Genomic DNA, 26,529 nt, shown 5'->3' with positions numbered 1-26,529 from the left:
CCGCTGACTATCACCCGAATTTAGAAGAATAAGAGAGACAAAATTGTCAGTTCTTGAAATCAAAAACCTGCACGTAACCGTTGAAACCGAACAGGGCACCAAAGAGATCTTGAAGGGTGTCGACCTGGTTATTCGCAGTGGCGAATCACACGCAATCATGGGCCCTAATGGTTCAGGCAAATCAACCCTGGCCTACACAATTGCCGGCCACCCAAAGTACACCGTGACCGAGGGTGAAATTCTGCTAGACGGTGCCGATGTGCTAGAAATGAGCGTTGACGAACGAGCTCGCGCAGGCCTCTTCTTGGCTATGCAATACCCGGTTGAAATTCCTGGTGTTTCAGTTTCAAACTTCTTGCGCACTGCGAAGACTGCTGTTGCAGGCGAGGCACCGGCTCTTCGCACTTGGATCAAAGACGTTCGTAGCGCAATGGATTCATTGAAGATGGACGCTTCATTTACCGAGCGCAACGTAAATGAAGGTTTCTCTGGAGGCGAGAAGAAGCGTCACGAGATTCTTCAGTTAGACCTACTTAAGCCTCAGTTTGCTGTTCTCGATGAGACCGACTCAGGTCTAGACGTTGACGCACTGAAGATTGTTTCTGAGGGTGTAAACCGAGCCAAAGAAGCAAATGGTTTCGGTCTATTGCTAATCACTCACTACACCCGAATTTTGCGTTACATCAAGCCTGATTTCGTTCACGTCTTCGTTGCCGGCAAGATTGCCGAGCAGGGTGGCCCAGAGCTTGCCGAGCGCCTTGAGGCCGAGGGCTACGACCGTTACGTAAAGGCATAGTCTTTGACCGCCACAGAACTTGACCCGAAGCTTTATGACGCTGTCATCGAAGCTTTGAAAGATGTAATCGACCCAGAAATCGGCGTGAACATCGTTGACCTTGGTCTCATTTATGGCCTGCAGAAGTCAGAAGACGGCAACCTGCTGATCAATATGACGCTCACATCAGCAGGCTGCCCGCTAACTGATGTGCTTGAAGAGCAAACCGCAGAATGCTTGGATGGCGTCGTTGACGCGTTTCGAATCAACTGGGTTTGGATGCCACCTTGGGGCCCTGAAAAGATTACCGAAGACGGTCGCGAGCAGATGCGAGCAATCGGATTCTCAATTTAGCTAAAAGAAGCCCTCGACCAACCGGTTGAGGGCTTCAGCATTCAGAACGCAGACTCCAACGGGCGCTAGACTAGGGCTTTTGTGGGTCGCCATCTGAGTGCGAGTGTTCCACATCGATTTTTTGGAGTTTTGAATGATTAGCGTGCGCGACCTAGAAATTCGAATTGGCGCACGTGTTCTGATGTCTGAGGTCAATTTTCGAGTCGACAAAGGTGACAAAGTTGGTTTGGTTGGCCGTAACGGCGCCGGCAAAACCACTCTGACTAAGATTCTGGCAGGTGATGGCCAGCCTTCGCACGGCAAGGTCGAGCGCGGGGGAGAGATCGGCTACCTTCCTCAGGATCCGCGCACCGGAGACCCAGAGGAACTTGCCCGAACCAGAATTCTCAATGCTCGTGGCCTCGGCGATCTGCTTGAACAGATGCAGCAGGCAACACTCGACATGGGCAGCATCGACGAGAAGGTTTACGACGCTGCCATGGCGCGTTACTCAACTCTAGAAGAGGCATTTCAGTCGGCTGGAGGCTATGCTGCTGAGGCTGAAGCAGCTGCCATCGCTAGTAATTTGAACCTTAAAGATCACATCCTTGATCAGCCGCTCAAGACTCTTTCAGGTGGTCAGCGACGAAGAATCGAATTGGCCCGCATTTTGTTTTCAAATGCTGAAACTATGATTCTCGACGAGCCGACTAACCACTTGGATGCTGATTCGGTGGTTTGGCTTCGTGATTTTCTAAAGGGTTATCAGGGCGGCCTGATCGTGATTAGTCACGATGTTGACCTGGTTGAAGAGACTGTAAACCGCGTTTTCTATCTAGACGCTATCCGAACCGTCATCGATGTCTACAACATGGGTTGGCGCGCATATCAGAAGCAGCGTGAAACTGACGAGGAACGCCGCAAGCGTGACCGTGCCATTGCTGAGAAAAAGGCGAACACTCTCCAGATTCAAGCTGCAAAGTTTGGTGCAAAGGCCAGCAAGGCTGCGGCTGCGCACCAGATGGTTAGACGTGCCGAGAAACTACTTAGCGGGCTCGAAGAAGTGCGTGAAGTTGACCGAGTCGCGAAGATCAAGTTTCCTGACCCTGCTCCTTGCGGTCGTACTCCGCTGATGGCAAAAAACCTAAGCAAGAGCTATGGCTCACTTGAGATTTTCACTGCCGTTGACCTTGCCATCGACAAGGGTTCAAAGGTCGTGATCATCGGCCTAAACGGTGCTGGTAAGACCACCATGTTGCGCATGCTGGCTGGTCTAGACAAGCCAGATACCGGTCAGATTGAGCCTGGTCACGGGTTGAAAATTGGTTATTTCGCTCAAGAGCACGAAACCCTGGATGTAAAAAAGACTGTTCTGCAAAACATGCAGGCAGCCGCGCCACAGCTTGCTGACACCGATGCCCGAAAAGTTTTGGGCTCGTTCCTGTTCACCGGTGATGACGTAAATAAGCCGGCTGGCGTTCTCAGCGGTGGCGAGAAAACTCGTCTGGCATTGGCATCGCTGGTTGTTTCATCGGCGAACGTTCTACTTCTAGACGAACCAACCAACAACCTTGACCCAGCTAGCCGTGAAGAAATCCTTCGGGCCCTAAGCACATTCACCGGTGCCGTAGTTTTGGTTTCACACGATGTTGGCGCTGTGCAGGCGCTAAACCCAGAAAGAGTTCTGATTTTGCCTGATGGCGATGAAGACCACTGGAACGATGGTTACGCCGAGCTGATTGCACTTAGCTAGGCATTCAGCTACAGCCACGTGCGCCAATGGGCTTCTAGCCTAAAAGCGCGTCCTCAACGGCCTTATCGTCGTCACCGATACGTTTTTTGGTGACCGGCTTGTAGTTTGGGTCGGCAGCCATGTGCTTGGCACGAAGTTCCTGACGAACCGCCCAGGTCAGCGCAAAGAACGCCATGAGCGCAAACAAAATCCACTGGAGCGCATAGCTCAGGTGGTTGCCCTCGGTCAGCTCGGGTTTTGACAAAACTTTCGGAAAAACCTGCCCAGCGTTCAAACTTTCAGAGGCACGCACATAAATCTTGCGATACACCGGCTGTTCAAAACTTTGCTTCTCAAGCAGCAGGTCTATGTTCACGGTACCGATTTGACCAGCGGGTGCTTCTCTATCCAAACTCGGCTCTGCGGCACGAACTCGACCGTGCAATATGCGGTGGCTTGAATCTGGCAGCGGAATTTCATCGGGGGAGTCTTGCTTTGAGCCGGTCGGTAACCAACCCGAATCTACAGCGACGATGCGACCTTGATCGGTCAAGAACGGTATCACCAGCAAGAATCCGGGTTGCCCATTCAACGGTCGATTGCGAACCAGCACTGACTTCTCTGGGATGAAGCTTCCCTCGATGGTTACCGGGCGCCATTCATTCTTGGAATCAAAAGAATCTAAATTGGCCAGCGAATCGAGCGGAACAGCTTTTTGGTCATAGTTTGCGGCAATTAATTCGTTGCGATTTACAGCTTCTTGTCTTCTGCTGAATTGCCAGTTCGATAGAAATACGCAAGCCACCGCGAAAAATGAGGCAACTACCAGCCAGGCAAGCCAACGCTTCCATGATTCCTTGAGCCAATTGCTGCGGTAGTCGGTCATTCGATCTTTTCTGAACCGAGATAGAAGCCTCGGGTTGTTAAATATTCAACCAGAAATTGCTCGTGTTCGAGGCAACAAACCCAGGTCTTGGTTCGACCATCTGTGTGAATTTTAGGGTTTCGCCAATTCAGTTTTAGCTGTGCCTGATTTTGGCAGCCAGCGCGTGAGCACTTGGTAAATATGAGTGAGAGATCGCCAAACAAACTACTCGGATACCTTCGTGCTGCTGGTGAACGAGTCGGCCGAAATTACCAAAGTTGGGGCAACCGCTTTCGGGCTTGAATCTGATTGACCTGAGGTTGACGCATTTGCGATCACAACTGCAAAATATGGCAGCAAAATGGCTCCGGCAAAGGCAACCCACATGATTGGGCCTTGGCCGACAGCAACGCCTACCACTAGGCAAATGACGCGAACTGTCATTGCAACTGTGTATTTCAACATTCGTGCTCTGCGTTCAAGCTCAGGAGATTGACCGATCGAGGTGAGGCTCTGTGGTTTTGCCATGCCAGACCTTTCTCGCAATTTTTGTCGACACCTTACAAGCCCCAAGATTAGGGCAAAGGTAGACTTCTATTGTCATAAGCGCTGCAACCTAAGTTGTATTCCCTTGAAAGAGATTGGCTAAATGAGCACTCCGAGAACTGTACTAATCACCGGTGGCAACCGCGGCATCGGCCGTTCGATCGCAGAAGAGTTCATCGCTCGTGGGCACCGTGTAGCTGTTACCGTGCGCAGCGGTTCAGGCCCTGAGGGTTCACTTAGCGTTATCGCTGACGTTACAGACCCAAGTTCGCTTGATGCAGCCTTTGCTGAGGTCGAAGCCAAGCTTGGTCCAATTGAAGTTTTGGTAGCCAATGCTGGTATCACTCGTGACACACTGCTGATGCGCATGTCAGACGAAGAATTTGAGCAAGTAATTGACACCAACCTGAACGGTGTATTCCGCGTCTTGCGCCGTGCCACCAAGGGAATGATCAAAGCCAAGTATGGCCGCGTCATTCTCATCGGAAGCGTGGTTGGCCTACTAGGTTCAGCCGGTCAAGTTAACTATTCGGCAGCAAAATCAGCACTAGTGGGCATGGCCCGATCAGTTACCCGCGAATTGGGCGCACGTGGCATCACCGCTAACGTTGTGGCTCCAGGCTTCATCGACACCGACATGACTGCTGAACTGCCTGAAGCACAGCAAGACGAATACAAAAAGAAGATTCCTGCTGGGCGCTTTGCTCAGCCTGAAGAAGTTGCAAAGGTTGTCGCCTGGCTTGCCAGCGACGAAGCCAGCTACATCTCAGGTGCGGTCATCCCTGTGGATGGCGGCTTGGGCATGGGTCACTAATAATCAACCACAATCTACGGAGTTCAAATGTCTAACCCACTAGCAGCTGGCAGCCTCACCGGAAAAACTGCCCTGGTCACCGGTTCATCTCGAGGAATCGGCGCCGACACGCTCGGTTATTTTGCCGAGGCTGGCGCCTCAGTTGTTGTGAACTTCAGAAACAAAGAAGCACGCGCGCAGAAGATTGTCGATGGCATTAAAGCCAACGGGGGAGCCGCAATCGCTGTTGGCGCAGACCTAACTGACACCGATTCAGTCAAGGCCATGTTTGAGGCTGCTAAGGCCGAATTCGGAGCGCTAGACATTCTGGTGATGAACGCTTCAGGCGGAATGGAAGCCGGTCTAGGCGCAGACTATGCGATGCGCTTGAACCGCGACTCGCAGGTAAACCTACTAAACACCGCATTGCCATATTTGAATGACGGAGCCCGAGTTGTTTTCGTAACCAGCCACCAGGCTCACTTCATTCGCACCACACCGACCATGCCAGAGTATGTGCCAGTTGCTCTATCAAAGCGCGCCGGTGAAGATGCTTTGCGCGACATGATTCCCACTCTTGCTGAACGCGGCATCGAATTCGTAGTGGTATCAGGCGACATGATCGAAGGAACCATTACTGCAACCTTGCTTGAGCGCGCGAACCCGGGTGCAATCGAAGCCCGTCGCGAAGGAGCAGGAAAACTTTATAACGTGAGCGAGTTTGCAGCAGAGGTTGCACTTGCAGCTGTTGAGCCGGTTCCAAGCGACAACACTCGATTGGTTGGCGACACCAGCGACTTCATCGCTGAATAGAGTCATAAAAAAGCCCCGAGCTCTGGCTCGGGGCTTTTTTATTGTCTAAATTAGGCGATTTCGAGAATTTCTAGCAATGAACGCAGGTCATTTCCTTCAATCACAACGTCTGCCTTCTCACGAACAATTGGCTTTGCGTTGAAAGCAACACCAAGGTTGGCTGTGGCCATCATTTCAAGGTCGTTGGCACCGTCTCCCACTGCCACAGTGTGATCCAAACCAGTCAGTTGAGACCATTCCTTGAGTGCGTCCGATTTCGCGGTCCGGTCGATAATTCCGCCGATAACCCGTCCGGTTAGTTTGCCATCGATAACTTCGAGTTGGTTAGCACGAGCAAAGTCCAGGTTAAGGATCTTTGAAAGGGGCTCAAGCAATTGGTTGAATCCACCCGAAACCGCGCCAACTTTGCCGCCCGCTTTTTGAATGGCCGCGACGGTTTCTATGGCACCGGTAGTAATCGTGATGCGCTTTTGAACGTCAGCAAAAACTGATTCTGGTAGACCTTCTAAGGTGCGCACACGCTCGATGAGACTTTCGGCAAAATCGAGTTCGCCGGCCATAGCTCTCTCGGTTACAGCTGCAACTTCTTCGCGCTTGCCAGCAACGTCGGCCAATAATTCAATTACTTCGTCTTCGATAAGAGTTGAGTCAACATCGAAAACCACTAGATACTGGGTCACGGAGTAACCAGCACGCCCTTTCCAACTACGGTGATACCCGAGTCGGTGACATAGAAGCCGCGGTCAATATCTCGTTGCTTATCGACACCGATCGAGGCGCCATCAGCAACGACAACGCTCTTGTCGAGGATAGCCTTTCGAACGGTGCAATCGCGTCCAATTTGAACGCCGTCAAGCAAAATTGAATCAGTTACCAAAGCACGTGAGTGAACGCGAACGTTTGGTGAAAGCACACTTCGCTCAACAATTCCTCCAGAAACAACAGTTCCAAGCGAAACTATTGAGTCGGTGGTTCGCCCTTGGTTGCCCTCGCCATCGTGAACGAACTTTGCTGGCGGCAGGTTGATCTGCTGAGTGTGAACTGGCCATTCGTGGTTATAGAGGTTGAACACCGGCATAACCGAAATCAAGTCCATGTGAGCTTCATAGTAAGAATCCATGGTTCCTACATCGCGCCAGTAAGAGTGGTCGCGCTCGGTAGAACCCGGAATTTCGTTGTAAGTGAAGTCATAAACACCAGCGTCATCTCGGCTGACCATATAAGGCACGATGTCGCCACCCATGTCGTGAGATGAGCTTTCGAGTGTTCCGTCATGTTCAATTGCGTCAATCAGTGCCTGGGCGCTGAATACGTAGTTACCCATGGATGCCAGAACTTCACCCGGCGAGTCAGGCAGACCCTTGGGGTCACTTGGCTTCTCGCGGAAGGCGGCGATTTTGGTGTTGTCGGCATCATCAACTTCGATGACACCAAACTGGTTGGCCAAACTCAGCGGCTGCCTAATAGCAGCTACGGTCACACCGCGGCCCGACTTAATGTGAGCTTCAATCATTTGCTCAAAATCCATGCGGTAAACGTGGTCGGCACCGACCACGACCACGATGTCTGGTCGCTCATCGCTCAACAAGTTCATGCTCTGCAGAATTGCATCCGCGCTGCCCGAGAACCAACGCTTACCCAGACGCTGCTGAGCAGGCACAGAAGCCACATAGGCGCCAAGTAGCGGAGACATACGCCAGGTCTGAGAGATATGTCTGTCGAGGCTGTGCGACTTGTATTGGGTCAAAACGACGATGCGACGCAAACCTGAATTAATCAGGTTCGACAGTGCAAAGTCGATTAGTCGATAGCTGCCCCCGAAAGGCACAGCAGGTTTGGCGCGATCTGCCGTTAGAGGCATTAGTCGCTTGCCCTCGCCACCGGCGAGGACCATTCCAAAGATACGTGGCGTGCTCATATACGAAATGTTATTGCGCGTTTATGAACGGTAGATAACATTGCGCTATGAGAATCGATCTGATCACCAAGGAATATCCACCCTTCATTTATGGCGGTGCGGGCGTACATGTCGCTGAATTAGTGAGAGTTTTACGAAAACAGATCGATGTGAAGGTGCATTGTTTCGGTGAAGACCGTAATGAAACCGATACATTCGCATATCGTCACACCAGCGAGTTTGAAGGCGTCAACGGAGCTTTACAGACCATGGCAACCGACCTATCCATGGTCAGTGCAATCGCCGGTGGTGACTTAGTTCACTCACACACCTGGTATGCAAACTTTGCCGGTCAGGTCGCCGGAACCCTTCACGGGATTCCTCACTTGATCACTGCACACAGCCTTGAGCCATTGCGCCCTTGGAAAGAGCAGCAGCTCGGCGGGGGATACCGCCTTTCATCCTGGGTAGAGCGAACCGCATATGAGGGCGCCACCGGAATCATCGCGGTCTCAGATGGCATGCGCCAGGATATTTTGCGCGCCTACCCGCAGTTAGACCCTCAAAAAGTCACTGTGGTGCATAACGGAATTGACTTGGATGCCTTCCAGGCTGCCGATAACCCTGAATTGGTGCGGGCCAACGGTGTAGATCCAGATAAGCGCTCGGTGCTGTTTGTCGGCCGAATCACGATGCAAAAGGGGTTGCCTTACCTGCTCAAGGCCGCACGTGAGCTTCCTAGCGATGTTCAGCTGGTGCTTTGCGCCGGTGCTCCGGACACCCCACAAATTTTGCAAGAGGTTACTGATTTGGTCGCAGAGCTTCGAAAAGTTCGAGACAACGTGATTTGGGTTGAAAAACACCTAAGCAGGCCTGAATTGATCGCGATGCTCTCTGCTGCGACCGTGTTTGCCTGCCCATCAATCTATGAACCACTCGGCATCGTGAATCTTGAAGCTATGGCTTGTGGCACACCGGTTGTGGCAACGGCCACTGGTGGCATTCCCGAGGTTGTCGCGCACGAAAGCACCGGTTTGCTGGTTCAGATCGAACAACTCATGGATGGCAGCGGCAAGCCGCTTGACGAAGCCAAGTTCGTGGGAGATTTTGCTGCTGCGCTAAACCGCATGTTGGAACACAAAGACATCGAGGCATTTGGAGCAGCAGGCCGCAAGAGAGTTGAAGACCATTTCAGCTGGGACAGCATCGCAGCCCAAACCATCAGCGTGTATGAAAAGGCAATCAACGGTAATCGCCTAGGCTAAAAGCCATGTCACGCGTCATTGATCTCAACAACATCACCGTGGTTCGAGAGAACCGGTCAATTCTCAACAATGTGGATTGGCAGGTCGAACCTAGCCAGCGATGGGTGATTGTTGGCCCAAACGGTGCAGGTAAAACCACCCTGTTGCGCGTTGCAGCGGCTCAAATTCACCCGACCCACGGTCAGGCAACCATCCTGGGTAACCGACTTGGCGAAATCAATGTTTTTGAACTGCGAACTCGAATCGGCTTTGCATCAACAGCTTTGGCTGCACACATTCCGAATTCTGAGTCTGTTCTAAATGCCGTAATGACAGCCAGCTATGGTGTGACCGGTCGATGGAACGAGAAATACGAAGACATCGATGAGCGTCGCGCCAGAAGAGTTCTAGCTGAGTGGCAGCTATCAGACCTCGCTGATCGCGCATTTGGAACTCTGAGCGACGGAGAGCGAAAGCGAGTTCAAATTGCTCGCGCAGTCATGCCCGACCCAGAAATTTTGCTCCTGGATGAGCCAGTTGCCAGCCTCGACCTTGCCGCTCGCGAGCAGACCATCGACATCATCGGCGAGTATGCATCACACCCGAGCGCCCCAGCCATGATCATGGTTACTCACCATCTTGAAGAGATCCCAGAAGGATTCACCCACGCCATGTTGATCAACGACGGACAGGTATTTGCCGCCGGTGAAATTCACAGCACGCTCACCTCTGAGAAGGTTTCTGAAGTTTTTAGTTACAACCTAAAAGTTCAGTTTGAGGATGGTCGCTTCAGAGTTCGCGCTCACAAATAAGCAACCAAATCACTACCAAAGCATTCAGCCATCTGTTATGCTTGTCCCTTAGTGCCCTGTGGCACGAACCCCAAAGTTTTCGATTATTACGGAGTTTTCCCATGAAGGCAGACATTCACCCAACTTACGAAGCAGTCGTATTCCGCGACCTAGCATCGGGTGCATCTTTCCTAACTCGCTCAACCTTGAGCAGCAGCAAGACCATCGAGTGGGAAGACGGCAACACCTACCCAGTGTTCGACGTAGAAATCTCGTCAGAGTCACACCCGTTCTACACCGGTAAGCAGCGCATCATGGACACCGCCGGTCGCGTAGAGCGCTTCAACGCACGTTACAAGGGCTTCGGCGCCTAAGGCAAAGCCTTATAGCGCGTCGGCTTCGGCGCCAGGCAAACCGCCCAGAGCTTCTGCTCTGACGTGCAACAAAACTTCGGTGAGCAATCACCGCGAGATCGAGTTCTGTCCACACAGAGCTCAGGTTGAGACCAGAAAAACCCCGCCTAGGCGGGGTTTTTTGTTTAAGTTTGCGAAAGCTATTTCGTTAGTTTGAGTGGCCAGCCACGAGCAACGACAAAATCTGGGTTTACATTACTTCGCATATATTTCTCGAACGAGGCATCGTTTGCCTCGCTCCATAGAATCTGCAGATTGTGGAGCTCTTGGGCCGATTCGGGCAATTTCTGGGCATAGGTTTTTGCTATAGCCTGCGCAACCCGCCCAGCCGCAACTGCATCAGCAGTGGCATTGTGAGCATCAGTCAGTTCAACACCATAAAACTCAGCAGCATTTTCAAGTCGACGCTTGCCTTTGCGAAATGACAAGTACTTGTCAATCACCAGTGGGTCAATGATTGGGCCTGGGTTCTCGATTGGGGTGAATCCGTGCCTCAGCGCTTCGTAATGCAGAATAGTGAAGTCATAGGGCGCGTTGTAAGCAACTACCGGTATTCCAGATTTGAAAAAATCGCGGATGGTTTCGAGCAACTCTTCAACCACTTCAGCAGCCGGGCGGCCATCTCGTCTGGCAATTTCAGTGGTGACGCCGTGAACATCCGAGGCTTGGGTAGGAATTTCAATAACCGGGTCTGCCAGCCATTCGCTGTTTGAACCCACGATTTGACCAGTTTCATCTAGTCGAAGCGCGCAAGCAGTCACAATTCGAGCATCGCTTAGATCAAGACCGGTGGTTTCTAGATCAAAAACGGCGAGGTTCTTTGCCCACTCAGGCAAAGCCGGGCCGAAATCAAAACTTAGTTGTTCGTTCATAACTGCAGACTATGCACAACTACTGACATAGCCCGGCGCCACGCGCCAGTTCGAGAGCAGCAACGTGCTGGTTCAACGAATAGATGTGGATGCCAGGGGCGCCGGCAGCGATCAAGTCTTTGGAGAGTTGGATCGAATAGGCCATGCCGACTTTACGAGCGGCATCATCATCCAAGCCTTCAAGCGAATCAAGAAGTTCTTGAGGCATCGCTGCGCCACTCATTGCGGCCATTCGAATGACCTGCTTGGCGTTTGAAATTGGCATTACTCCAGGAACAATTGGCATGGTCGAGCCTGCAGCCTTGGCGCTGGCAACCAAATCGGTGTAAGCCTTCAAAGAGAAGAAGAGTTGGGTAACCGCAAAGGTGGCGCCAGCTTGCTCTTTGAGCGCAAGCACCATTGAGTCGTGAGCCATATTCGGTGATTCTGGATGCACCTCAGGAAAAGCTGCTACGCCAACCTCAAGTTCAGTTACCTCGTGAACCAGCTCAACCAATTCAAGAGCAGACTTGAGCGAACCCTTTGACAAGGCCTCAGGATCATCTTTAGGTGGGTCGCCACGAAGCGCGAGAATTGCTGAAACGCCCGATGCTTCGAACTGACGAATAATTTCGATGCTGCTCTCGCGGGTGGCACCCACACAGGTCAGGTGACCAATGGTTAGAACTGACTTTGCCATGCGGTCGACAACCGCCAACGATCGCTCACGGTTTGAACCGCCAGCGCCATAGGTCACTGAAACAAAATCAGGGGAGACCTCGAGCAATTTTTCGAAAGTCGCCCAAAGTGTGGCCTCGCTCGCCTCATCTTTTGGAGGAAAAAATTCAAACGACAGTGTTGGCTCTTTGAGGGCTGCTCGAGCAGACAACATGGCAGTTATGTTTTTCAATGAGCTATTGTCAATCGCTGTGGTGCGAAGCAAAGAAATTTCGGGCATCCCATAAGTATATTCGACCACCGTCATCGAATACGCCTCAGGTAGACTGAAAGCCTATGTTTGCGCCCCGTTCAGAAGCCCTAATTCAAGCTATTCGTTCAAGAGTGGTCGTCGCTGACGGCGCCATGGGAACGATGATTCAAGAATCAAACCCAACCATGGATGACTTTCAGGGTTATGAGGGTTGCAACGAGATTCTGAATGTCACACGACCTGACATCATCGAGAAGATTCACGCTCAGTATTTGAAGGCTGGCGCTGAGGCAATTGAAACCAACACCTTTGGTGCAAACTTCGCAAACCTAGCCGAATACAACATTGAAGAGCGCATTGAAGAGCTAGCTTTTGCAGGCGCAGTAGTTGCTCGCAAAGTTGCCGACGATTTCTCTTCCGAGTCAAAGCCAAGATGGGTACTGGGCTCGGTGGGCCCTGGAACCAAACTTCCGAGCCTCGGCCATGAAAAATTCTCTGTCTTGCGTGATGCCTACCAAAAGAATGCAAGCGGCCTAATTCGCGGCGGCGCAGATGCAATCCTAATTGAAACGGCACAGGACCTTCTTCAGGCAAAGAGTGCGGTTATTGGCGCTAAACGTGCCATGGCAGAACTTGACATCCGTGTGCCAATTTTGGTTTCAGTAACCATCGAGACAACAGGAACCATGTTGCTCGGTTCTGAAATTGGTGCAGCTCTAACCGCTTTGAGTGCGCTCGGCATTGACGCTATTGGTTTGAACTGCGCCACCGGACCAACTGAAATGAGCGAACACCTTCGCTACCTTTCTAAGTTCTCAGATCTGCCAGTAGTGGTTATGCCAAACGCAGGCCTGCCAATCTTGGGCCCTCACGGTGCTCACTATCCTCTGACTCCGAGCGAGCTCGCGACTGCTCAGTTGCAGTTTGTTCACGATTACGGCGCCGGCCTCGTCGGCGGTTGCTGCGGAACCACACCAGCGCACATTGCCGAAGTTGCAGCGGCAGTGGCCGGTCAGGCCCCAAGCAGGCCAGCACTTGTCGATGAACCCGGTCTTGCCAGCCTTTACCAACACCAACCGTTTGACCAAACCATGACTTACCTGTCAATTGGCGAGCGAACCAACGCGAACGGCTCGAAGGCTTTCCGCGATGCGATGTTGGCTGAAAACTGGGATGAATGCATCGAAATTGCTCGTTCACAAACTCGTGAGGGCGCGCACCTGCTTGACGTTTGTGTCGACTATGTTGGTCGCGACGGGGCACGCGATGCTCGCGAGTTGGTAAGTCGTTTAGCTACAGCAACCACTCTTCCGCTAGTGCTCGATTCAACCGAACCTGCAGTGCTTCAGGCAGGTCTTGAGTGCATGGGTGGCCGAGCAATGATCAACTCGGTCAACTATGAAGATGGCGATGGCCCGAACTCGCGATTCGCCAGAATTATGCCAATGGTGCGCGAGCACGGCGCAGCAGTAGTTGCGCTAACCATTGACGAAGAAGGCCAGGCCAGAACTGCCGACACCAAGTTTGCTATTGCTAAGCGCTTGATCGAAGATTTGACGCAGAACTGGGGAATGCGTCTGGTCGACATCACCGTTGACACGCTGACCTTTCCGATCGCCACCGGTCAAGACGAAACCCGTCGCGATGGCATCGAAACCATCGAAGCGATTCGCCGCCTGAATGAATCATTCCCAGGGGTTCAAAGCACCCTAGGAATCTCAAACATCTCATTCGGCCTCAGCCCAGCGGCCAGACATGTACTGAACTCGGTGTTCTTGCACGAGTGTGTAAAAGTTGGCTTGACCTCAGCAATTGTGCACGCAGCCCGCATCATGCCGCTAAGTCAGATTCCTGCCGAGCAGTTGCAGGCCGCTCTAGACCTGATCTATGACAAGCGAACCTACGATGCCGAGGGCAACACCACCTACGACCCGTTGACTCACTTCTTGGATGTATTCAGTGGCGTAGATTCAGCCGCCCAAAGGCTTTCTCGCGCTGAAGAACTTGCTGCAATGCCGCTTGACCAGCGTCTTGAGCGCCGAATCATCGACGGCGAGAAGAAGGGGCTCGAACCAGATCTCGACGAGGCTCTAAAGTCAGGCATGACCGCTTTACAGATCATCAACGACCACCTTCTCAAGGGCATGCAGGTTGTTGGCGAACTATTCGGCAAGGGAGAAATGCAGCTGCCGTTCGTGCTTCAGTCAGCTGAAGTTATGAAAACTGCCGTTGCGCACCTAGAGCCATTCATTGAAAAAACTGATGACACCGGCAAGGGTCGTATTTTGCTCGCCACTGTTCGCGGCGACGTTCATGACATTGGCAAGAACCTTGTTGACATCATCTTGAGCAACAACGGTTTTGAGACCGTGAACATCGGCATCAAGCAACCGATTAACGAAATCATCCGTGCCGCTGAAGAAAATGAAGTTGATGTGATTGGCATGAGCGGGCTTTTGGTGAAGTCAACTCAAATCATGCGCGAAAACCTCGAAGAGATGAACCTACGTGGCCTAGCCACACGTTGGCCAGTAATTCTCGGTGGTGCCGCGCTAACCCGAAGCTTTGTCGAGCAAGATCTTGCCGAAATTTATGAGGGTGAAGTTCGCTACGCGCGCGATGCCTTTGAGGGGCTGCGTCTCATGGACGCCCTTATCAAAATCAAACGCGGAGACACCGATGTAGTTCTTCCTGCTCTTAAAAAGCGAGTGGTCGAGCCTAAGAACCTTTTGGTGCGAACTGTTCCAGACATGATGCCTGAACGTTCCGACGTTGCTTCTGACAACAAAATACCGACCCCGCCTTTCTGGGGTGTTCGAGTGGTCAAAGGTGTTCCGCTTCGCGATTACTCATCGTTCTTGGATGAACGCGCGACTTTCATGGGGCAGTGGGGCCTGAAGCCTTCACGTGCCGAAGATGGCGCTAGTTACGAAGAGCTGGTTGAAACCGAGGGTCGCCCGCGTCTGCGGTCTTGGTTAGACAGAATTCAAACCGAGGGCCTTCTCGAAGCCGCAGTTGTATACGGGTATTTCCCGGCGGTCTCTGATGGAGATGACTTGGTAATCCTTCACCACGGGCCTGAAGGGGCTACTGACGGTGGTTCTGGCGGTGTTCCTGGAACTGAGCGCATGCGCTTTAAGTTCCCGCGCCAGGCGCGTGACCGCCACCTTTGCCTAAGTGATTTCGTGAAGTCGAAAGAGAGCGGCGAAATTGACGTCGTTCCATTCCAGTTGGTAACCATGGGAAACCGCATCTCAGAATTTGCCAATGAGCTCTACCAGGCGAATGACTACAGAAACTATCTAGAGATTCACGGACTTTCAGTGCAGCTAACCGAGGCACTCGCAGAGTTCTGGCATGCCCGCGTTCGCGAAGAGCTTGGATTCTCGTCTGAAGACCCGAGTGACATGGAAGGCCACTTCAAACTGGACTACCGCGGCGCTCGATACTCATTCGGCTACCCAGCTTGCCCAGATCTTGAAGACCGAGCCAAACTGGTCGAATTGCTGAAGCCTGAGGTAATCGGAGTCACGCTATCTGAAGAGCTTCAGCTTCACCCAGAGCAGTCAACCGATGCCATGGTTCTGCACCACCCAGAGGCAAAGTACTTCTCGGTCTAAACCGTCGAAAAGTGAGTGATCAATTGACTCTGGTATCCGAGAAACTTACGCAGGCGGCACGCATCCGTGGAATTCGCCATGAAATGCACGCAGCTGGCACGGTCACTCGCTATTGGCATTACCCAGCTGATCGTGTCGATGCACCAGCAGTAGTTTTCATTCATGGATACCGTGGAAATCACCGCGGACTCGAGGCAATTACTGGGGCACTGGGGAACCTAAATATCTACATTCCTGATCTTCCTGGTTTTGGTGAAAGCACTCCGTTCTCTGGCGAACACACCATCGAGTTGTATTCGAAGTGGGTGGGCGAATTCATCAGCGGGCTGCGACTTGACGCGAAGCCACACCTACTTGGGCACAGTTTTGGCAGCATCGTGGTGGCTAGGCATGCCGCCGAAAGCGATGATTTTGAGTCGCTAATTTTAGAAAACCCTGTTTCAGCACCAGCACTAAAAGGGCCAAAAGCTGCTCTCACCGGTGTTGCTAAGAGCTTCTTTTGGTTAGCTCAAGCAATGCCGCTGAAGTTGGGCGAGGGCGTGCTAAAGAGCTGGCCCATGGTTCGTGGCATGAGCATTGTGATGACTAAATCAAGAAATGCAGAACTTCGCTCGTGGGTGCACGCTCAACATGATGCAAATTTCAATGATTTTGCCAACCGTCGCGTTGCAGTAGAGGGTTACAACGCTTCAGTTTCTGACTGTGTGTCTAATTACTCAGCTAAGTTCAAAACTCCAGTTCTAGTGATTTCTGGAGGCAAAGATGACATCACCAGCCCAAGCCAGCAAAATGAAATGATTTCAACGATCACCCCTCCTGTGACCCACGTAGATTTCGCAAAAGTTGGCCACCTGACCCACTACGAAGTTCCTGGCGAGGTTGCCCTCGCGATCCAAAATTTCATCTCGAATCAGGGCTAGTCACATGACAATTTACTTTGACGCGCGATTCATACGTATCGATCACCATGACGGAATCAGTAGGTTCTCTGCCGGTCTCTTTTCAGCTCTCCAAAAAAAGACTGAACTAATTGCAATCGTTAGTGACCCCCGTCAACTTGAGAAAATTCCGCCATGCAAATCTGTGTTGCTAAATGACCCGACTAAGGCAAGTGAGCTATTCATTGCCCTCAGGTTAAATCGCCTTGGCGCACAGCAGGTGTTTTCTCCAATGCAGACCATGGGCAGCTTAGGTCGAAAATATCGCTTAGTACTCACGTTGCATGACCTGATCTACTATCGTCACCCAGCGCCGCCACCAAGCTTCAGCCCACTCATCCGCGCAGTTTGGCGCCTTTATCACCTGGTTTACTGGCCGCAGCGCCTGCTTTTAAATCGCGCCGATGCTGTGGCTACTGTCAGTGAAACTACCAAAAAGCTAATGCTCGAACATCGACTGACGAAGCGGCCCATATCGGTCGTGTACAACGCTGCCGAGCAGATTGACGGCGAAGTTCTTCCAAAGCAGCGACCCAAGGGGCAGCAAACCCTGGTGTACATGGGTAGCTTCATGGACTATAAAAACGTTGAAACGCTTATCAGCGGCATGGCAGACCTTCCAGGTTATGAACTCTTGCTTTTGAGTCGGGTCGCTCCGCAGCGCAAGGCTGAACTCGAGAGTGGAATTTCTAAGAATGGCGGCTCGGTTCAGTTTTTGAACGGGGTATCAGACGAAGAGTACGCCAAATTGATTGAAAGCTCAGTTGCCTTGGTGCATGCATCCCAGGATGAAGGATTCGGCATTCCGCTAGTTGAATCGATGGCGCGCGGTGTTCCGGTGGTGGTTTCAGACATCGACATTTTCAAAGAAATTGGCGGCGACGCTGCGACTTACTTCGATCAGAACTCTGGTGCAGATTTCGCGAAGAAAGTGAAACAACTCGAGGATGATTTTGCTTGGTCCACCAAGTCAAAGGCTTCGCTAGAGCAGGCCAAAAAATTCAGCTGGAACAACTCGGCCGATGCACTGCTAAAAATATTTAGCTCGAAATAATTCAGTTGCCGAGAGTGCGCGGTTCATAACTCTCAAGTTGCCAGCTCGCTCCGTCATGAACCAAAACGCTCATTGATGCGTTTCCAAGTCGTTCACCCTCACGCGGCAGCTCACCGGAACTAAGCATGTTGATGAGTTTTCGAATCAAAGCTCCGTGTGAAACCGTGAGAATTCGCTTACCCGCGTGCTCACGAACCAGTTGATCAAGCAACTGATTTGCCCGATCCTCAAGTTGTTCAAGGGTTTCGGCGCCAGGCACCGCATTTGTATCTGGGTACTTGGCTTTCCAGTCCTCATGACGCAAGCCCTCAGCTTCGCCGAAGGAGCGCTCGAGCAGTAGCGGTTCGATTACCGGTTGCTGCCAGCCATCTTCTTCTTCTACCAAGATTGCCGCAGTCTCTCGAGCGCGAGACAGGGGAGAGGTGAGAAGTAAATCCCAATCGGTAGGGTTCAAAATTTGAGAAGCAACACGTGCCTGCTGGCGCCCGGTTTCGTTGAGGTCGACGTCGGTGACACCTTGCAGTCGGTAATCAATGTTCCAGTCGGTCTGGCCATGTCTCAGCAGCCCGATTACGGTTTTATTCAACTAGAAGCCTTTCGAGCACTTGAGAGGTGTTTGCATCAATCTTGATCGAGGCCAGTGAATCGCCCTTGGTTTCACCAAGATTGACAATGACAATCGGCTTGCCAGCTCTGGCCGCTCGCCTTACAAATTTGAGGCCTGAATTCACCTGTAAAGAAGTGCCTGCGACAAGTAGGGAATCTGCGGCATCGAGTTTTGCCATTGCCGTCTCAGCTCGCTGTTGAGGAACCGATTCACCGAAAAACACCACGTCAGGCTTCAGCACACCCTCGCACCTTGGACACTTAGGAATTTGAAAACCATCTGCCGCCTCAACCTCAGCGTCGCCATCCGGTGTGAATTCAAAATCTGCCGAACGATTAATGGTCGGATTCAACGCCTGTAGGAGCTCATCTAGGTCTGTTCTGGTCATGTTGAAGCCGCAGCCCAGGCACGTGACCAAGTCGAGACGGCCGTGAAGGTCAATCACGCTTTTCGAACCGGCTTTTTGGTGCAAACCATCGACGTTTTGAGTGATGATCTGAGAAACGCGACCCAAATTTTCGGCGTGGGCAAGAGCAAAATGTCCGGCGTTCGGTTGGGCCTCGGCAATTCGGTTCCAACCGACAAAACTTCTAGCCCAATAGCGCACCTGCGCCTCGTGAGAGCCCACAAAAACATCGAATGTCATCGGGTGACGGGCTACTCGACCTTCGCCACGATAATCGGGAATTCCTGAGTCTGTGCTTAGCCCAGCACCAGTAAGAACGGCGAGTGATTTGCCTTGGATGCGCTCGCGCGCAAAGTCGACGCTGTAAGAAACAGCGGCGCCAAGTGGTTCTCTCTCTACCATCGGATCAAGTCTAACTTCTGAGAGTAATGAGCCGGAATCGGGTATAAAAAAGCCCTGGTCGTGGAGGACCAGGGCTTTAGTGTCCAAGAGGGGACTTGAACCCCCACCCTCATAAGAGGACTAGCACCTCAAGCTAGCGCGTCTGCCATTCCGCCACCCGGACAGGTGATTGCCGCTTTCGCAACAACAAGAAGCAACATTACCAGATAAGACCTGGCTAATTCTTGCCAGATTTAAACCCAGGGTTGCTATCGTGAGGGCATTTTTCGGGGTAGTTTTGCTTTATGGCTCAGGAACCCCGCATCGCACTTCAACAGTTCATCGCTTCGCTAGAGCGTCATTTCGAGGCCGTTTCTGCTCGACGTGGCGAAGATGATCCAGCAGTAGAACAAGCCTTCTACCAACTCGAAGACGCCTTCTTGAATTATGAAGAAGCTCTCGAAGAGAAATACGAAGAGTACCTTCCAATCACCCTGAGCGAGGAAGACGAAGCAGAGTGACTCCTTTCGAAGCCATAATTCTCGGTTTGGTTCAAGGGCTAACTGAGTTCCTTCCAATTTCTTCAAGCGCTCACGTGCAAATCGCACAACAAATGCTTGGGCTGCAGTCAATGAGCAAGCCAGAACTAACAGCCTTTATTGCCACCATCCAACTCGGCACCGAGCTAGCCGTATTAATTTATTTTTGGCGCGACATCACGCGAATCGCCGCAGCGGTATTTCGCGCTATCGCTCTCAAATCAAAAGTTGACGAAGAGACCCGCAGAGACGCAAAACTGGGTTGGCTGATTGTTATCGGCAGCCTTCCGGTTGTTGTCATCGGCCTAGTTTTCAAAGACCTTATAGAGAACCAACTTCGTAGCCTCTGGGTGATTGGCTTTATGCTCATCGCATTCGGCCTGGTGCTGGGTGCAGCAGACAAATACGGCAAGCGCAATCGTTCGATTGATTCGCTCACCACAAAACACGGAATCCTCTTTGGTTTAGGGCAGGCCCTGGCAGTTATCCCAGGTGTTTCGAGATCAGGTGGAACCATTTCAATGGGTCTTCTACTCGGATACTCGCGACAAGCCGCTGCTCGCTATAGCTTTTTACTTGCCATTCCAGCGGTTGTGGCGAGCGGGCTATACGAGTTTGCTAAAACCTATAAAGATTTGCCTGCGGCTGATCTTGCTGCAACTGTAATTGCTACCTTTGTATCTTTTGCCGTTGGATTTTCGGTAATTATTGGCTTACTTCGCTACCTGAATCGCGGTTCGTTCTTGCCATTTGTGGTTTGGCGAGTCGGTTTGGGTGCGGTTGTGCTTACCCTCTTGGCAACTGGAGTTTGGGCAGTCTAAAACTACTCGGTTTTCTTTTCGTCTTCGCCAGGTTCTTCACTGGCTCTCAAAAACTTCTCAAATTCAATAGCTAGCGCATCACCGCTTGCTGCCGGAGATTCGGCTTCGTCGCGGTTTTTCTCGAGTTGAGCAATGTAGCCGGCCATGTCTTCGTCGGCCTCAGCAACCTCATCGATTCCGCGTTCCCAAGCAAAAGCATCATCAGCCAGCGAACCATGCTCAAACTGAACACCTAGGTACTTCTCGAGCTCAACTAATAGTGCCAAAGTGGCTTTAGGCGATGGAGTGTTGTGAACGTAGTGGGGAACAGATGCCCAAAGTGCGATGCTCGGAATCTTGGCCTTTTCGAGTGCAATACCCAAAACGCTCAGAATTCCAACCGGGCCTTCGTATTGACTGCGCTCAACATCGAATGCCTTACGAACCCCTTCATTTTGGCTGGTCGCAACCACACTGATAGGTCTTGAATGCGGCACATCAGCCAACATGGCACCTAGAAAAATAACTGCGTCGATTTCGCGGTCCTCAATCATCTCCATAATTTCGGCCGTGAAGGTTTGCCAGCGGCGAGAAGGCTCTATGCCGATTAGTAGGTTTAGACGCGAAAGGGCAGGGTCTAGAGCTAAAACCTCAACTCCGGGAGCACAAAAATCAGTTGATGGCCAATTTAGTTGACGGTTACCCTCGGCATCGTATGAAACAGTCGGGCGGCTGAACTGAAAGTCGTAATAATCCTCAGAATCAACCGTGGCAACTACATCCGCGCTCAGTTTCTCGGCTACAAATTTGACTACCGAACTTGCCGACTCACCGGCGTCGTTCCAGCCCTCGAAAGCCACGATTAGAGTGCGGCCAGCAAAAATAGGCTGATTCAAGGTGTTTCCTTTGACTAGAGAAATCTTTCTACTAAAACTCTAAGCCAATGACCGCCTAGTAAAATCGGAACATTATGTTTGGAAGAAAACTACCTGCTGCAGTCTTGTGGGACATGGATGGCACGTTGGTTGACTCTGAACACTACTGGATGAAAAGCGAACGAGCTTTAGCTGCCGAGCACTCGACCGAGTGGACTCAACAAGACGGTTTTGACCTCATCGGCATGAGTCTTTTTGACTCTTCAAAAATCATCAAGCAAAAACTGGGCAGCGATTTAGAACCTGAAGAAATCATCCACCGACTTACTAATGGTGTTCGCGAGCAGCTAGCGAACGAAATTCCTTGGCGACCTGGTGCCAAAGAACTATTGCGCGAGTTGAAGAGAAAAGGCATCAAAACAGCTCTCGTGACGATGTCTTTGCATCACATGGCACAAGAGGTCGTGGATCAAATTCCATTCAAAGCTTTTGACGTTGTCGTCGGGGGAGATGATGTGCGATTTGGCAAGCCTTACCCCGAGCCATATCTAAAAGCTGCTGAATTGCTTGGGGTAAATCCAGGTGACTGTGTTGCCTTTGAAGATTCTTTGACTGGCTTGAAGTCGGCTGAGGCCGCAGGCACCAAGGCAGTAGGAATTCCAAATTTCATCGCAATCCCAGAGTCTCCTGGGCGAATCATCTGGCCAACCCTCGAGGGCGTCAGAGTCAGAGATTTAAAGAAACTCTTTAGTTAGGAAATCGATTGTCAAAATTAAGCGACGCAGCTCTGCCAACCGGTGCATTTCGTGCCGGAGACAGAGTTCAGCTCACTGGGCCTAAAGGGCGTCTAAACACAATCACTTTGGTGGCTGGTGCTAGGTACGGCACCCATCGTGGCGACCTCATGCACGATGACATCATTGGGCAGCCAGAAGGTTCTATCGTTGCGAATCAAAGCGGAGTTGAGTACCTAGCCTTTAGACCTTTGCTAAGTGACTTCGTGCTTTCGATGCCTCGTGGCGCAAACATCATCTATCCAAAAGATTCTGCCCAGATCATGGTGATGGGCGACATTTTTCCTGGTGCTCGAGTTGTCGAGGCCGGCGTTGGTTCAGGTGGCCTCAGCATGTATCTTCTTCGCGCTATCGGTGACCACGGAACTCTCGACTCGTTTGAACGCCGCTCGGAGTTTGCCGAAATTGCTTCGGCGAACGTGGCTACAAATCTCGGGCTCGTTCCAGACAACTGGAATATCCACCTCGGCGACTTGCAAGATGAACTTCCTAAAAAGAAAGAGGATGCCTCGGTCGACCGAATCATCCTTGACATGCTGGCCCCATGGGAATGTATCGACGAATGTGCGGCCGCACTTGTGCCTGGCGGTCTAATCATGGGTTACGTGGCTACGGTTACCCAGCTTTCTCGATTCACCGAAGCACTCAGAAAGAGCGGCCAGTTCGCAGAGCCAGAGGCTTGGGAATCGATGGTTCGAGGTTGGCATCTGCAGGGCCTTGCCGTACGACCAGAGCACCGCATGATTGGTCACACCGGTTTCTTGGTGTCGGCTCGTCGCTTGGCTCCAAATGCCGTTCTGCCAGATTTCAAGACCACCAAGGCCAAACCTGAATTCGCAGATGAGGACATCGCGGTTTGGAATCCTGACCACATGGGTGAGCGAAAAGTCTCTGAGAAGAAGCTTCGCAAAACCATTCGCAGCGCCAGTGCTGCCGCCGCGGCAAAATCGGAACAGGGCGAGGCCTAACCTGCTGGTTAGACTTAGATAACTTCGAATGAAAGATCAAAACTTGCGCAAAATTACAGCACTTCTTGCCATTGCCACACTGTCTGTTGGCTTGACCGCTTGCTCTGGCCTCAAGCCAGAAGACGCAGTTTTCGAAGGCGTAAAACAAACCTGCGACACGTTTACCGGTGGTAAAAATGTTGAACAGATTCAGGTCACAGAAACCGATGGCGCCGCGCCGACCATGGATTTTCCGACCCCACTAAAGGGCGGAACCTCTATTGAGACCCGAGTTCTAAAAGAAGGCACCGGAGCCAAGTTCACTGGTAGCGAGCAAGTAACCGTTGAATTCACTGCCAGTAATGGAACAACGGGCGAAGCATTCGGCGGAACTTCATTCGATGGCACTGCACCAGCTCAAGCACTATTCACACCAGGTCAAACTCCTGATCTTTGCCACGCACTCTCAGGAGTTCGCATCGGTTCACGCGTGGTCGTACTTGTACCGGCCAAGCTTGCACACGGTGGCCAGGGTATTCCAAACGCCGGTGTTGGCGCAGATGACTCAGTCATCTACCTAATCGACCTAGTTGATGTGGCTCTGCCCTATGCGACCGGTTCAGAGCAGCCAGCAGCAGCTGGTTTCCCGGCTGTTGTGCGCGCACCAGATGGTACTCCTGGAATCACGAACCCAACCGGTGACGCCCCAACCGAAACCAAAGTTGCAACCTTGCTCAAGGGTGTGGGTAACGAGGTCAAACTTGGCGATTCAATCACCGTTCACTACAGCGGTTTCATCTGGGGTGGCGAAAAGTTCGAATCAACCTGGGATACCAAGCAGCCAGCAAACTTCACTCTTACCGAGGGCAATCTAATCAAGGGCTTCATCACCGGATTGGTAGGCCAGACAGTTGGCTCACAGGTGATTGTCGTAATCACCCCTGAAGACGGCTACGGAGCCGCCGGCAGCAGCAGCATCCCAGGAAATTCAACCTTGATTTTCGTAATTGACATTCTTGATTCAGCAACACCTAGTCAGTAACAAGTAAACGGGGGCTCGCTTTGACTTCAAAAGACAAGGATGCTTGGCAGCCAACGCGCAAAGATAAATCTGAGCGCTTGCTTCAACTAACCTGCGCCTTGCTGTTTGCCGAGCGAGGGCTGAATAAGCAGCAACTATTTTCTGCAATTTTGGGGTACGCCGCGGCAAATGAACCAGGCAACGAAGATGCCTTAAATCGCATGTTCGAACGCGATAAGGCAGAATTGCGTGACATTGGCGTTCAGATTGAAACTCAGAATCCTAATGGTGACCCTGAAGACCTCAGGTACATCATTGCCAGCGACAGTTTTATTTGGCCTAAGCACATTGAACTTACTCCGAAGCAGCTTCAACTGCTCGACATGGCCGCTCAAGCGTGGGCGCAGGCCTCTTTGCAGTCAGAGGCAAACCAAGGCCTGGTTCGTCTTAGAGCCCTCGGTATTGCGCCAGCTTCATCTGAGCTTCTCGGCTTTGCACCGAGAATTCGAACCCATGAACCAAGCTTCTATGCCCTCACGAACGCAATAGAAGATAGAACGGTTGTTTCATTCAACTATCGAAAGCCAGATGGAGCCGTTGAAGAGAGAACCGTTGAACCCTGGGCACTAAAGAACATTGGTGGCCAGTGGATGTTGCAGTGCTTTGATCTTGAACGCGGGCAGTCGCGAAACTTTTTGCTAAAGCGAATAACTTCTAAAATCAGCCTGATCAAACTCAAAGATGAACCCATCTACTTTGATCAACCAGACTCTATCTCGGTGCAGCAAAGCGATGATTCGCTTGCTGAATTTATCTCGAAAAATGTCGCTGAACTTAGAGTAAAACGTGACTCTCAGGCGTGGTTTCACTTTCGCCTAGATGATGAGATTAACAGCGAAGAGCAGGCCACCGTGCGGTTCCAATTTATGGATCTTCACCTGCTGGCCGAAGAGCTTCGAGACTTTGCCCTAGACATAAAGGTGATTCAACCAAAGGAACTAGACGAAGCAATCAAATCAGGTTTCGCGAAGGTGGCCTCTGATCATGCCTAAACTCAACAGCTACAACGGCGAAGAGCGTTTCAATTTCTTGATTTCACTTATCGGCTACCTTCAGAATCGCGGCACGGTTTCAATTGAAGAGGTGTCTGAGCACTTTAGCCTAGAACCTGCTTACATTCGTAAGGCCATCACGTCGCTGAATGACGCTCGTGCTTTTTTGAATGGGCATGAGGAGTGTTTTTTCTATATTGATCCGAGCGAGGTTGACGAAGGATATATTTCGCTGAGTGAAAATCTGGTTATAGAAGAGGCACCGAGGCTATCCACCAGGCAAGCCGCTGCGATAGCCGCTGGCCTAAATTATCTTCAGAGCCTGCCTGAGTTCGCACAAGATGCTGACATCCCGGTGCTTCAATCATTGCTTGCCGAGGGAACCGGTCGCGGGTTGAGTCAAATTCACGAATTCAAACCTGGCTCGGCCGAAGCTGGTGCCGAACTTATTCGCAAGGCGATTCTTGAAGGTCTCCAGATTCAGTGCGAGTACTTCAACCAACGTGGCGAAAGGTCAGAGCGAGTCATTCACCCGCTTCGATTAGATCCGCGACCAGATGGTGCTTATCTTCGCGGTTACTGCCCAAAAAACCAGGATGTTCGCAACTTCAAGCTCGACCGCATGCGAGCGATTTCGGTTCTGCAAGAACCAATTAGCGAGTCAGCCAAATCGGTCGGCGAGATTGAAGATGCGCTTTACGTTGCTGGCCTAACCGACACAGAAGTCGTGGTCGAGGTACAGCCTGAGGCCTACCGATTGATTTCCGAATTTCAGGCGGTGAGTGAACCAACTGCGGATCAAAACGGAACAATTCGAGCCACTATTAAGGTTGGCCACCTTCCGAACATTGGCAGATTGATTGCTAAATATGGGGGAGCGGCACGAGTGATTGCCCCAGAAGAGGCGAGAAACCTGGTCAGAGAATACGCACTTCGAGCACTAGGGCAAACCGATTCCATTGGGGCTCCAACCGGGCAGGAGGGTTAGTCATGGGTTTTTGGGCATGGTTCTGGATCTGGACAACATTGCTCGTTAGTTCAGTTGCAGTACTTGGCATCATCACAGTCGGGCTCTGGAATCGATTCAGCGAGGTTCTTCACCAATTCGAACGGCTCGCTAAGAACTCAGAGGCTCTGCAAGTTGCGATGGTCAAGCCCGATGATGTCGCAAGGCCAGAAGACAATCTGCTTGATGATCCTGCGGTACTCGTAGCCGAGCGTAGACACCTGTTAACCGGCAAGCAAAAGAAACACGAGGCGCGACAGCGTAGGCTTATAGAGTCTTTAAAGCACTTCAACCCCGATGAAAGCAGATTTAAAAAATGAGACTAAACGGCTGGGAATGGATCATCATCCTTGTTATCGTCCTATTGCTCTGGGGCGGCCCTAAGTTGCCTGGTTTGGCTAAGAGCTTGGCCCAGTCACTCAAGATTTTCAAGACCGAGATAAAGAGCGACAAGACAGACTCGGCGAAAAACGACTCAGACTCAAATAAATAGTTTTCGCTAGGC

General features: G+C 51.6%; 29 protein-coding genes and 1 tRNA gene. 20 read left to right on the top strand and 10 right to left on the bottom strand.

The window, feature by feature from the left end; genetic code table 11:
• Positions 1-43 precede the first annotated feature (43 nt).
• From sufC to abc-f, 3 genes are all read left to right on the top strand, one after another.
• Positions 44-796 (top strand): Fe-S cluster assembly ATPase SufC, encoded by a 753-nt coding sequence (sufC, locus tag Q0L26_RS00535; RefSeq protein WP_296645995.1) that lies wholly within the window; start codon positions 44-46, stop codon positions 794-796.
• 3 nt (positions 797-799) lie between these two features.
• Positions 800-1,129, top strand: coding sequence for a metal-sulfur cluster assembly factor (locus tag Q0L26_RS00530; protein WP_296645991.1), 330 nt, complete (start codon positions 800-802; stop codon positions 1,127-1,129).
• 133 nt (positions 1,130-1,262) lie between these two features.
• Positions 1,263-2,861 carry a ribosomal protection-like ABC-F family protein gene (gene abc-f, locus Q0L26_RS00525; RefSeq protein ID WP_296645988.1) on the top strand — a complete coding sequence of 533 codons (1,599 nt, stop codon included), beginning with the start codon at positions 1,263-1,265 and terminating at the stop codon, positions 2,859-2,861.
• Between the two features lie 34 nt (positions 2,862-2,895).
• Here the strand turns inward: abc-f and Q0L26_RS00520 are convergent, their stop codons facing one another.
• Together Q0L26_RS00520 and Q0L26_RS00515 are read right to left on the bottom strand one after the other, a co-directional pair.
• Positions 2,896-3,726 (bottom strand): SURF1 family protein, encoded by an 831-nt coding sequence (locus tag Q0L26_RS00520; protein WP_296645986.1) that lies wholly within the window; start codon positions 3,724-3,726, stop codon positions 2,896-2,898.
• Positions 3,727-3,930: 204 nt separating this feature from the next.
• Positions 3,931-4,233, bottom strand: coding sequence for a DUF3099 domain-containing protein (locus Q0L26_RS00515; protein WP_296645984.1), 303 nt, complete (start codon positions 4,231-4,233; stop codon positions 3,931-3,933).
• A gap of 121 nt (positions 4,234-4,354) precedes the next feature.
• Between Q0L26_RS00515 and Q0L26_RS00510 the strand changes: the two genes are divergently transcribed.
• Both Q0L26_RS00510 and Q0L26_RS00505 read left to right on the top strand, forming a co-directional pair.
• Complete coding sequence (locus tag Q0L26_RS00510; protein ID WP_296645982.1) at positions 4,355-5,065, top strand: beta-ketoacyl-ACP reductase; 711 nt, start codon at positions 4,355-4,357, stop codon at positions 5,063-5,065.
• A 27-nt stretch (positions 5,066-5,092) separates the two neighbouring features.
• Positions 5,093-5,857: an SDR family oxidoreductase gene (locus Q0L26_RS00505; protein ID WP_296645980.1), complete on the top strand. Its 765-nt coding sequence runs from the start codon at positions 5,093-5,095 to the stop codon at positions 5,855-5,857.
• A 50-nt stretch (positions 5,858-5,907) separates the two neighbouring features.
• Here Q0L26_RS00505 and serB read toward each other — a convergent pair whose 3' ends face one another.
• Entirely contained in the window at positions 5,908-6,537 is a 630-nt protein-coding gene (gene serB / locus Q0L26_RS00500) for a phosphoserine phosphatase SerB (RefSeq protein WP_296645978.1), read from the bottom strand.
• On the bottom strand, positions 6,534-7,775 hold the full coding sequence (gene glgC / locus Q0L26_RS00495; protein ID WP_296645976.1) for a glucose-1-phosphate adenylyltransferase: 1,242 nt from the start codon (positions 7,773-7,775) through the stop codon (positions 6,534-6,536). The genes serB and glgC overlap by 4 nt, the downstream gene beginning before the upstream one ends.
• Before the next feature lie 47 nt (positions 7,776-7,822).
• Between glgC and glgA the strand changes: the two genes are divergently transcribed.
• The 3 genes from glgA to Q0L26_RS00480 all read left to right on the top strand — a co-directional run bounded on the left by glgA (position 7,823) and on the right by Q0L26_RS00480 (position 10,163).
• Positions 7,823-9,019, top strand: coding sequence for a glycogen synthase (gene glgA / locus Q0L26_RS00490; RefSeq protein WP_296645974.1), 1,197 nt, complete (start codon positions 7,823-7,825; stop codon positions 9,017-9,019).
• A 5-nt stretch (positions 9,020-9,024) separates the two neighbouring features.
• Complete coding sequence (locus Q0L26_RS00485) at positions 9,025-9,810, top strand: ABC transporter ATP-binding protein (RefSeq protein ID WP_296645971.1); 786 nt, start codon at positions 9,025-9,027, stop codon at positions 9,808-9,810.
• Between the two features lie 101 nt (positions 9,811-9,911).
• A complete protein-coding gene (locus Q0L26_RS00480; RefSeq protein ID WP_296645968.1) occupies positions 9,912-10,163 on the top strand; it encodes a type B 50S ribosomal protein L31 in 252 nt (83 codons plus the stop codon).
• Positions 10,164-10,342: 179 nt separating this feature from the next.
• Here the strand turns inward: Q0L26_RS00480 and Q0L26_RS00475 are convergent, their stop codons facing one another.
• Together Q0L26_RS00475 and Q0L26_RS00470 are read right to left on the bottom strand one after the other, a co-directional pair.
• A complete protein-coding gene (locus Q0L26_RS00475; protein ID WP_296645966.1) occupies positions 10,343-11,074 on the bottom strand; it encodes an exonuclease domain-containing protein in 732 nt (243 codons plus the stop codon).
• 19 nt (positions 11,075-11,093) lie between these two features.
• Positions 11,094-12,011: a methylenetetrahydrofolate reductase gene (locus Q0L26_RS00470; protein ID WP_296645963.1), complete on the bottom strand. Its 918-nt coding sequence runs from the start codon at positions 12,009-12,011 to the stop codon at positions 11,094-11,096.
• Between the two features lie 56 nt (positions 12,012-12,067).
• Between Q0L26_RS00470 and metH the strand changes: the two genes are divergently transcribed.
• Genes metH through Q0L26_RS00455 form a run of 3 tightly spaced genes read left to right on the top strand, consistent with a single transcriptional unit; the run spans position 12,068 to position 17,596 of the window.
• A complete protein-coding gene (gene metH / locus Q0L26_RS00465; RefSeq protein ID WP_296645960.1) occupies positions 12,068-15,604 on the top strand; it encodes a methionine synthase in 3,537 nt (1,178 codons plus the stop codon).
• Positions 15,605-15,615: 11 nt separating this feature from the next.
• A complete protein-coding gene (locus Q0L26_RS00460; RefSeq protein ID WP_296645958.1) occupies positions 15,616-16,524 on the top strand; it encodes an alpha/beta hydrolase in 909 nt (302 codons plus the stop codon).
• Between the two features lie 4 nt (positions 16,525-16,528).
• Positions 16,529-17,596 (top strand): glycosyltransferase family 1 protein, encoded by a 1,068-nt coding sequence (locus Q0L26_RS00455; RefSeq protein ID WP_296645956.1) that lies wholly within the window; start codon positions 16,529-16,531, stop codon positions 17,594-17,596.
• A 1-nt stretch (position 17,597) separates the two neighbouring features.
• Here the strand turns inward: Q0L26_RS00455 and Q0L26_RS00450 are convergent, their stop codons facing one another.
• The 3 genes from Q0L26_RS00450 to Q0L26_RS00440 all read right to left on the bottom strand — a co-directional run bounded on the left by Q0L26_RS00450 (position 17,598) and on the right by Q0L26_RS00440 (position 19,174).
• A complete protein-coding gene (locus Q0L26_RS00450; RefSeq protein WP_296645953.1) occupies positions 17,598-18,182 on the bottom strand; it encodes a histidine phosphatase family protein in 585 nt (194 codons plus the stop codon).
• The gene (locus Q0L26_RS00445) at positions 18,175-19,011 is read right to left on the bottom strand and encodes an NAD-dependent protein deacetylase (RefSeq protein WP_296645951.1); all 837 of its coding nucleotides are present in this window, start codon (positions 19,009-19,011) and stop codon (positions 18,175-18,177) included. Before Q0L26_RS00445 ends, Q0L26_RS00450 begins: the two co-directional genes overlap by 8 nt.
• Before the next feature lie 80 nt (positions 19,012-19,091).
• Positions 19,092-19,174: transfer RNA gene (locus Q0L26_RS00440), tRNA-Leu, on the bottom strand.
• A 121-nt stretch (positions 19,175-19,295) separates the two neighbouring features.
• On the opposite strand from Q0L26_RS00440, the gene Q0L26_RS00435 reads away from it, so the two are divergent.
• Positions 19,296-19,511, top strand: a complete 216-nt coding sequence (locus Q0L26_RS00435) for a hypothetical protein (RefSeq protein WP_296645949.1) — start codon at positions 19,296-19,298, stop codon at positions 19,509-19,511.
• Complete coding sequence (locus Q0L26_RS00430; RefSeq protein WP_296645948.1) at positions 19,508-20,350, top strand: undecaprenyl-diphosphate phosphatase; 843 nt, start codon at positions 19,508-19,510, stop codon at positions 20,348-20,350. Before Q0L26_RS00435 ends, Q0L26_RS00430 begins: the two co-directional genes overlap by 4 nt.
• A 2-nt stretch (positions 20,351-20,352) precedes the next feature.
• On the opposite strand, the gene Q0L26_RS00425 is transcribed toward Q0L26_RS00430, so the two are convergent.
• Complete coding sequence (locus tag Q0L26_RS00425) at positions 20,353-21,225, bottom strand: PAC2 family protein (protein ID WP_296645945.1); 873 nt, start codon at positions 21,223-21,225, stop codon at positions 20,353-20,355.
• 74 nt (positions 21,226-21,299) lie between these two features.
• Here Q0L26_RS00425 and Q0L26_RS00420 point away from each other — a divergent pair, with 74 nt between their 5' ends.
• Genes Q0L26_RS00420 through tatA form a run of 7 tightly spaced genes read left to right on the top strand, consistent with a single transcriptional unit; the run spans position 21,300 to position 26,517 of the window.
• Positions 21,300-21,959, top strand: coding sequence for an HAD family phosphatase (locus Q0L26_RS00420; protein ID WP_296645942.1), 660 nt, complete (start codon positions 21,300-21,302; stop codon positions 21,957-21,959).
• An 8-nt stretch (positions 21,960-21,967) separates the two neighbouring features.
• The gene (locus tag Q0L26_RS00415; protein ID WP_296645940.1) at positions 21,968-22,966 is read left to right on the top strand and encodes a tRNA (adenine-N1)-methyltransferase; all 999 of its coding nucleotides are present in this window, start codon (positions 21,968-21,970) and stop codon (positions 22,964-22,966) included.
• A gap of 28 nt (positions 22,967-22,994) precedes the next feature.
• A complete protein-coding gene (locus Q0L26_RS00410; protein ID WP_296645938.1) occupies positions 22,995-23,987 on the top strand; it encodes an FKBP-type peptidyl-prolyl cis-trans isomerase in 993 nt (330 codons plus the stop codon).
• 20 nt (positions 23,988-24,007) lie between these two features.
• Complete coding sequence (locus Q0L26_RS00405; protein ID WP_296645936.1) at positions 24,008-25,018, top strand: WYL domain-containing protein; 1,011 nt, start codon at positions 24,008-24,010, stop codon at positions 25,016-25,018.
• A complete protein-coding gene (locus Q0L26_RS00400) occupies positions 25,011-26,006 on the top strand; it encodes a WYL domain-containing protein (protein WP_296645933.1) in 996 nt (331 codons plus the stop codon). The genes Q0L26_RS00405 and Q0L26_RS00400 overlap by 8 nt, the downstream gene beginning before the upstream one ends.
• A gap of 2 nt (positions 26,007-26,008) precedes the next feature.
• Positions 26,009-26,344: a hypothetical protein gene (locus Q0L26_RS00395; RefSeq protein ID WP_296645931.1), complete on the top strand. Its 336-nt coding sequence runs from the start codon at positions 26,009-26,011 to the stop codon at positions 26,342-26,344.
• A complete protein-coding gene (tatA, locus tag Q0L26_RS00390) occupies positions 26,341-26,517 on the top strand; it encodes a twin-arginine translocase TatA/TatE family subunit (RefSeq protein ID WP_296645929.1) in 177 nt (58 codons plus the stop codon). Before Q0L26_RS00395 ends, tatA begins: the two co-directional genes overlap by 4 nt.
• The last annotated feature ends 12 nt before the right edge of the window (positions 26,518-26,529 follow it).

The organism is Rhodoluna sp., from assembly GCF_024641065.1.
GTDB lineage: Bacteria > Actinomycetota > Actinomycetes > Actinomycetales > Microbacteriaceae > Rhodoluna.
Note: the sequence above shows the minus strand (reverse complement) of the source record. Positions and strands in the feature narration are given on the sequence as shown.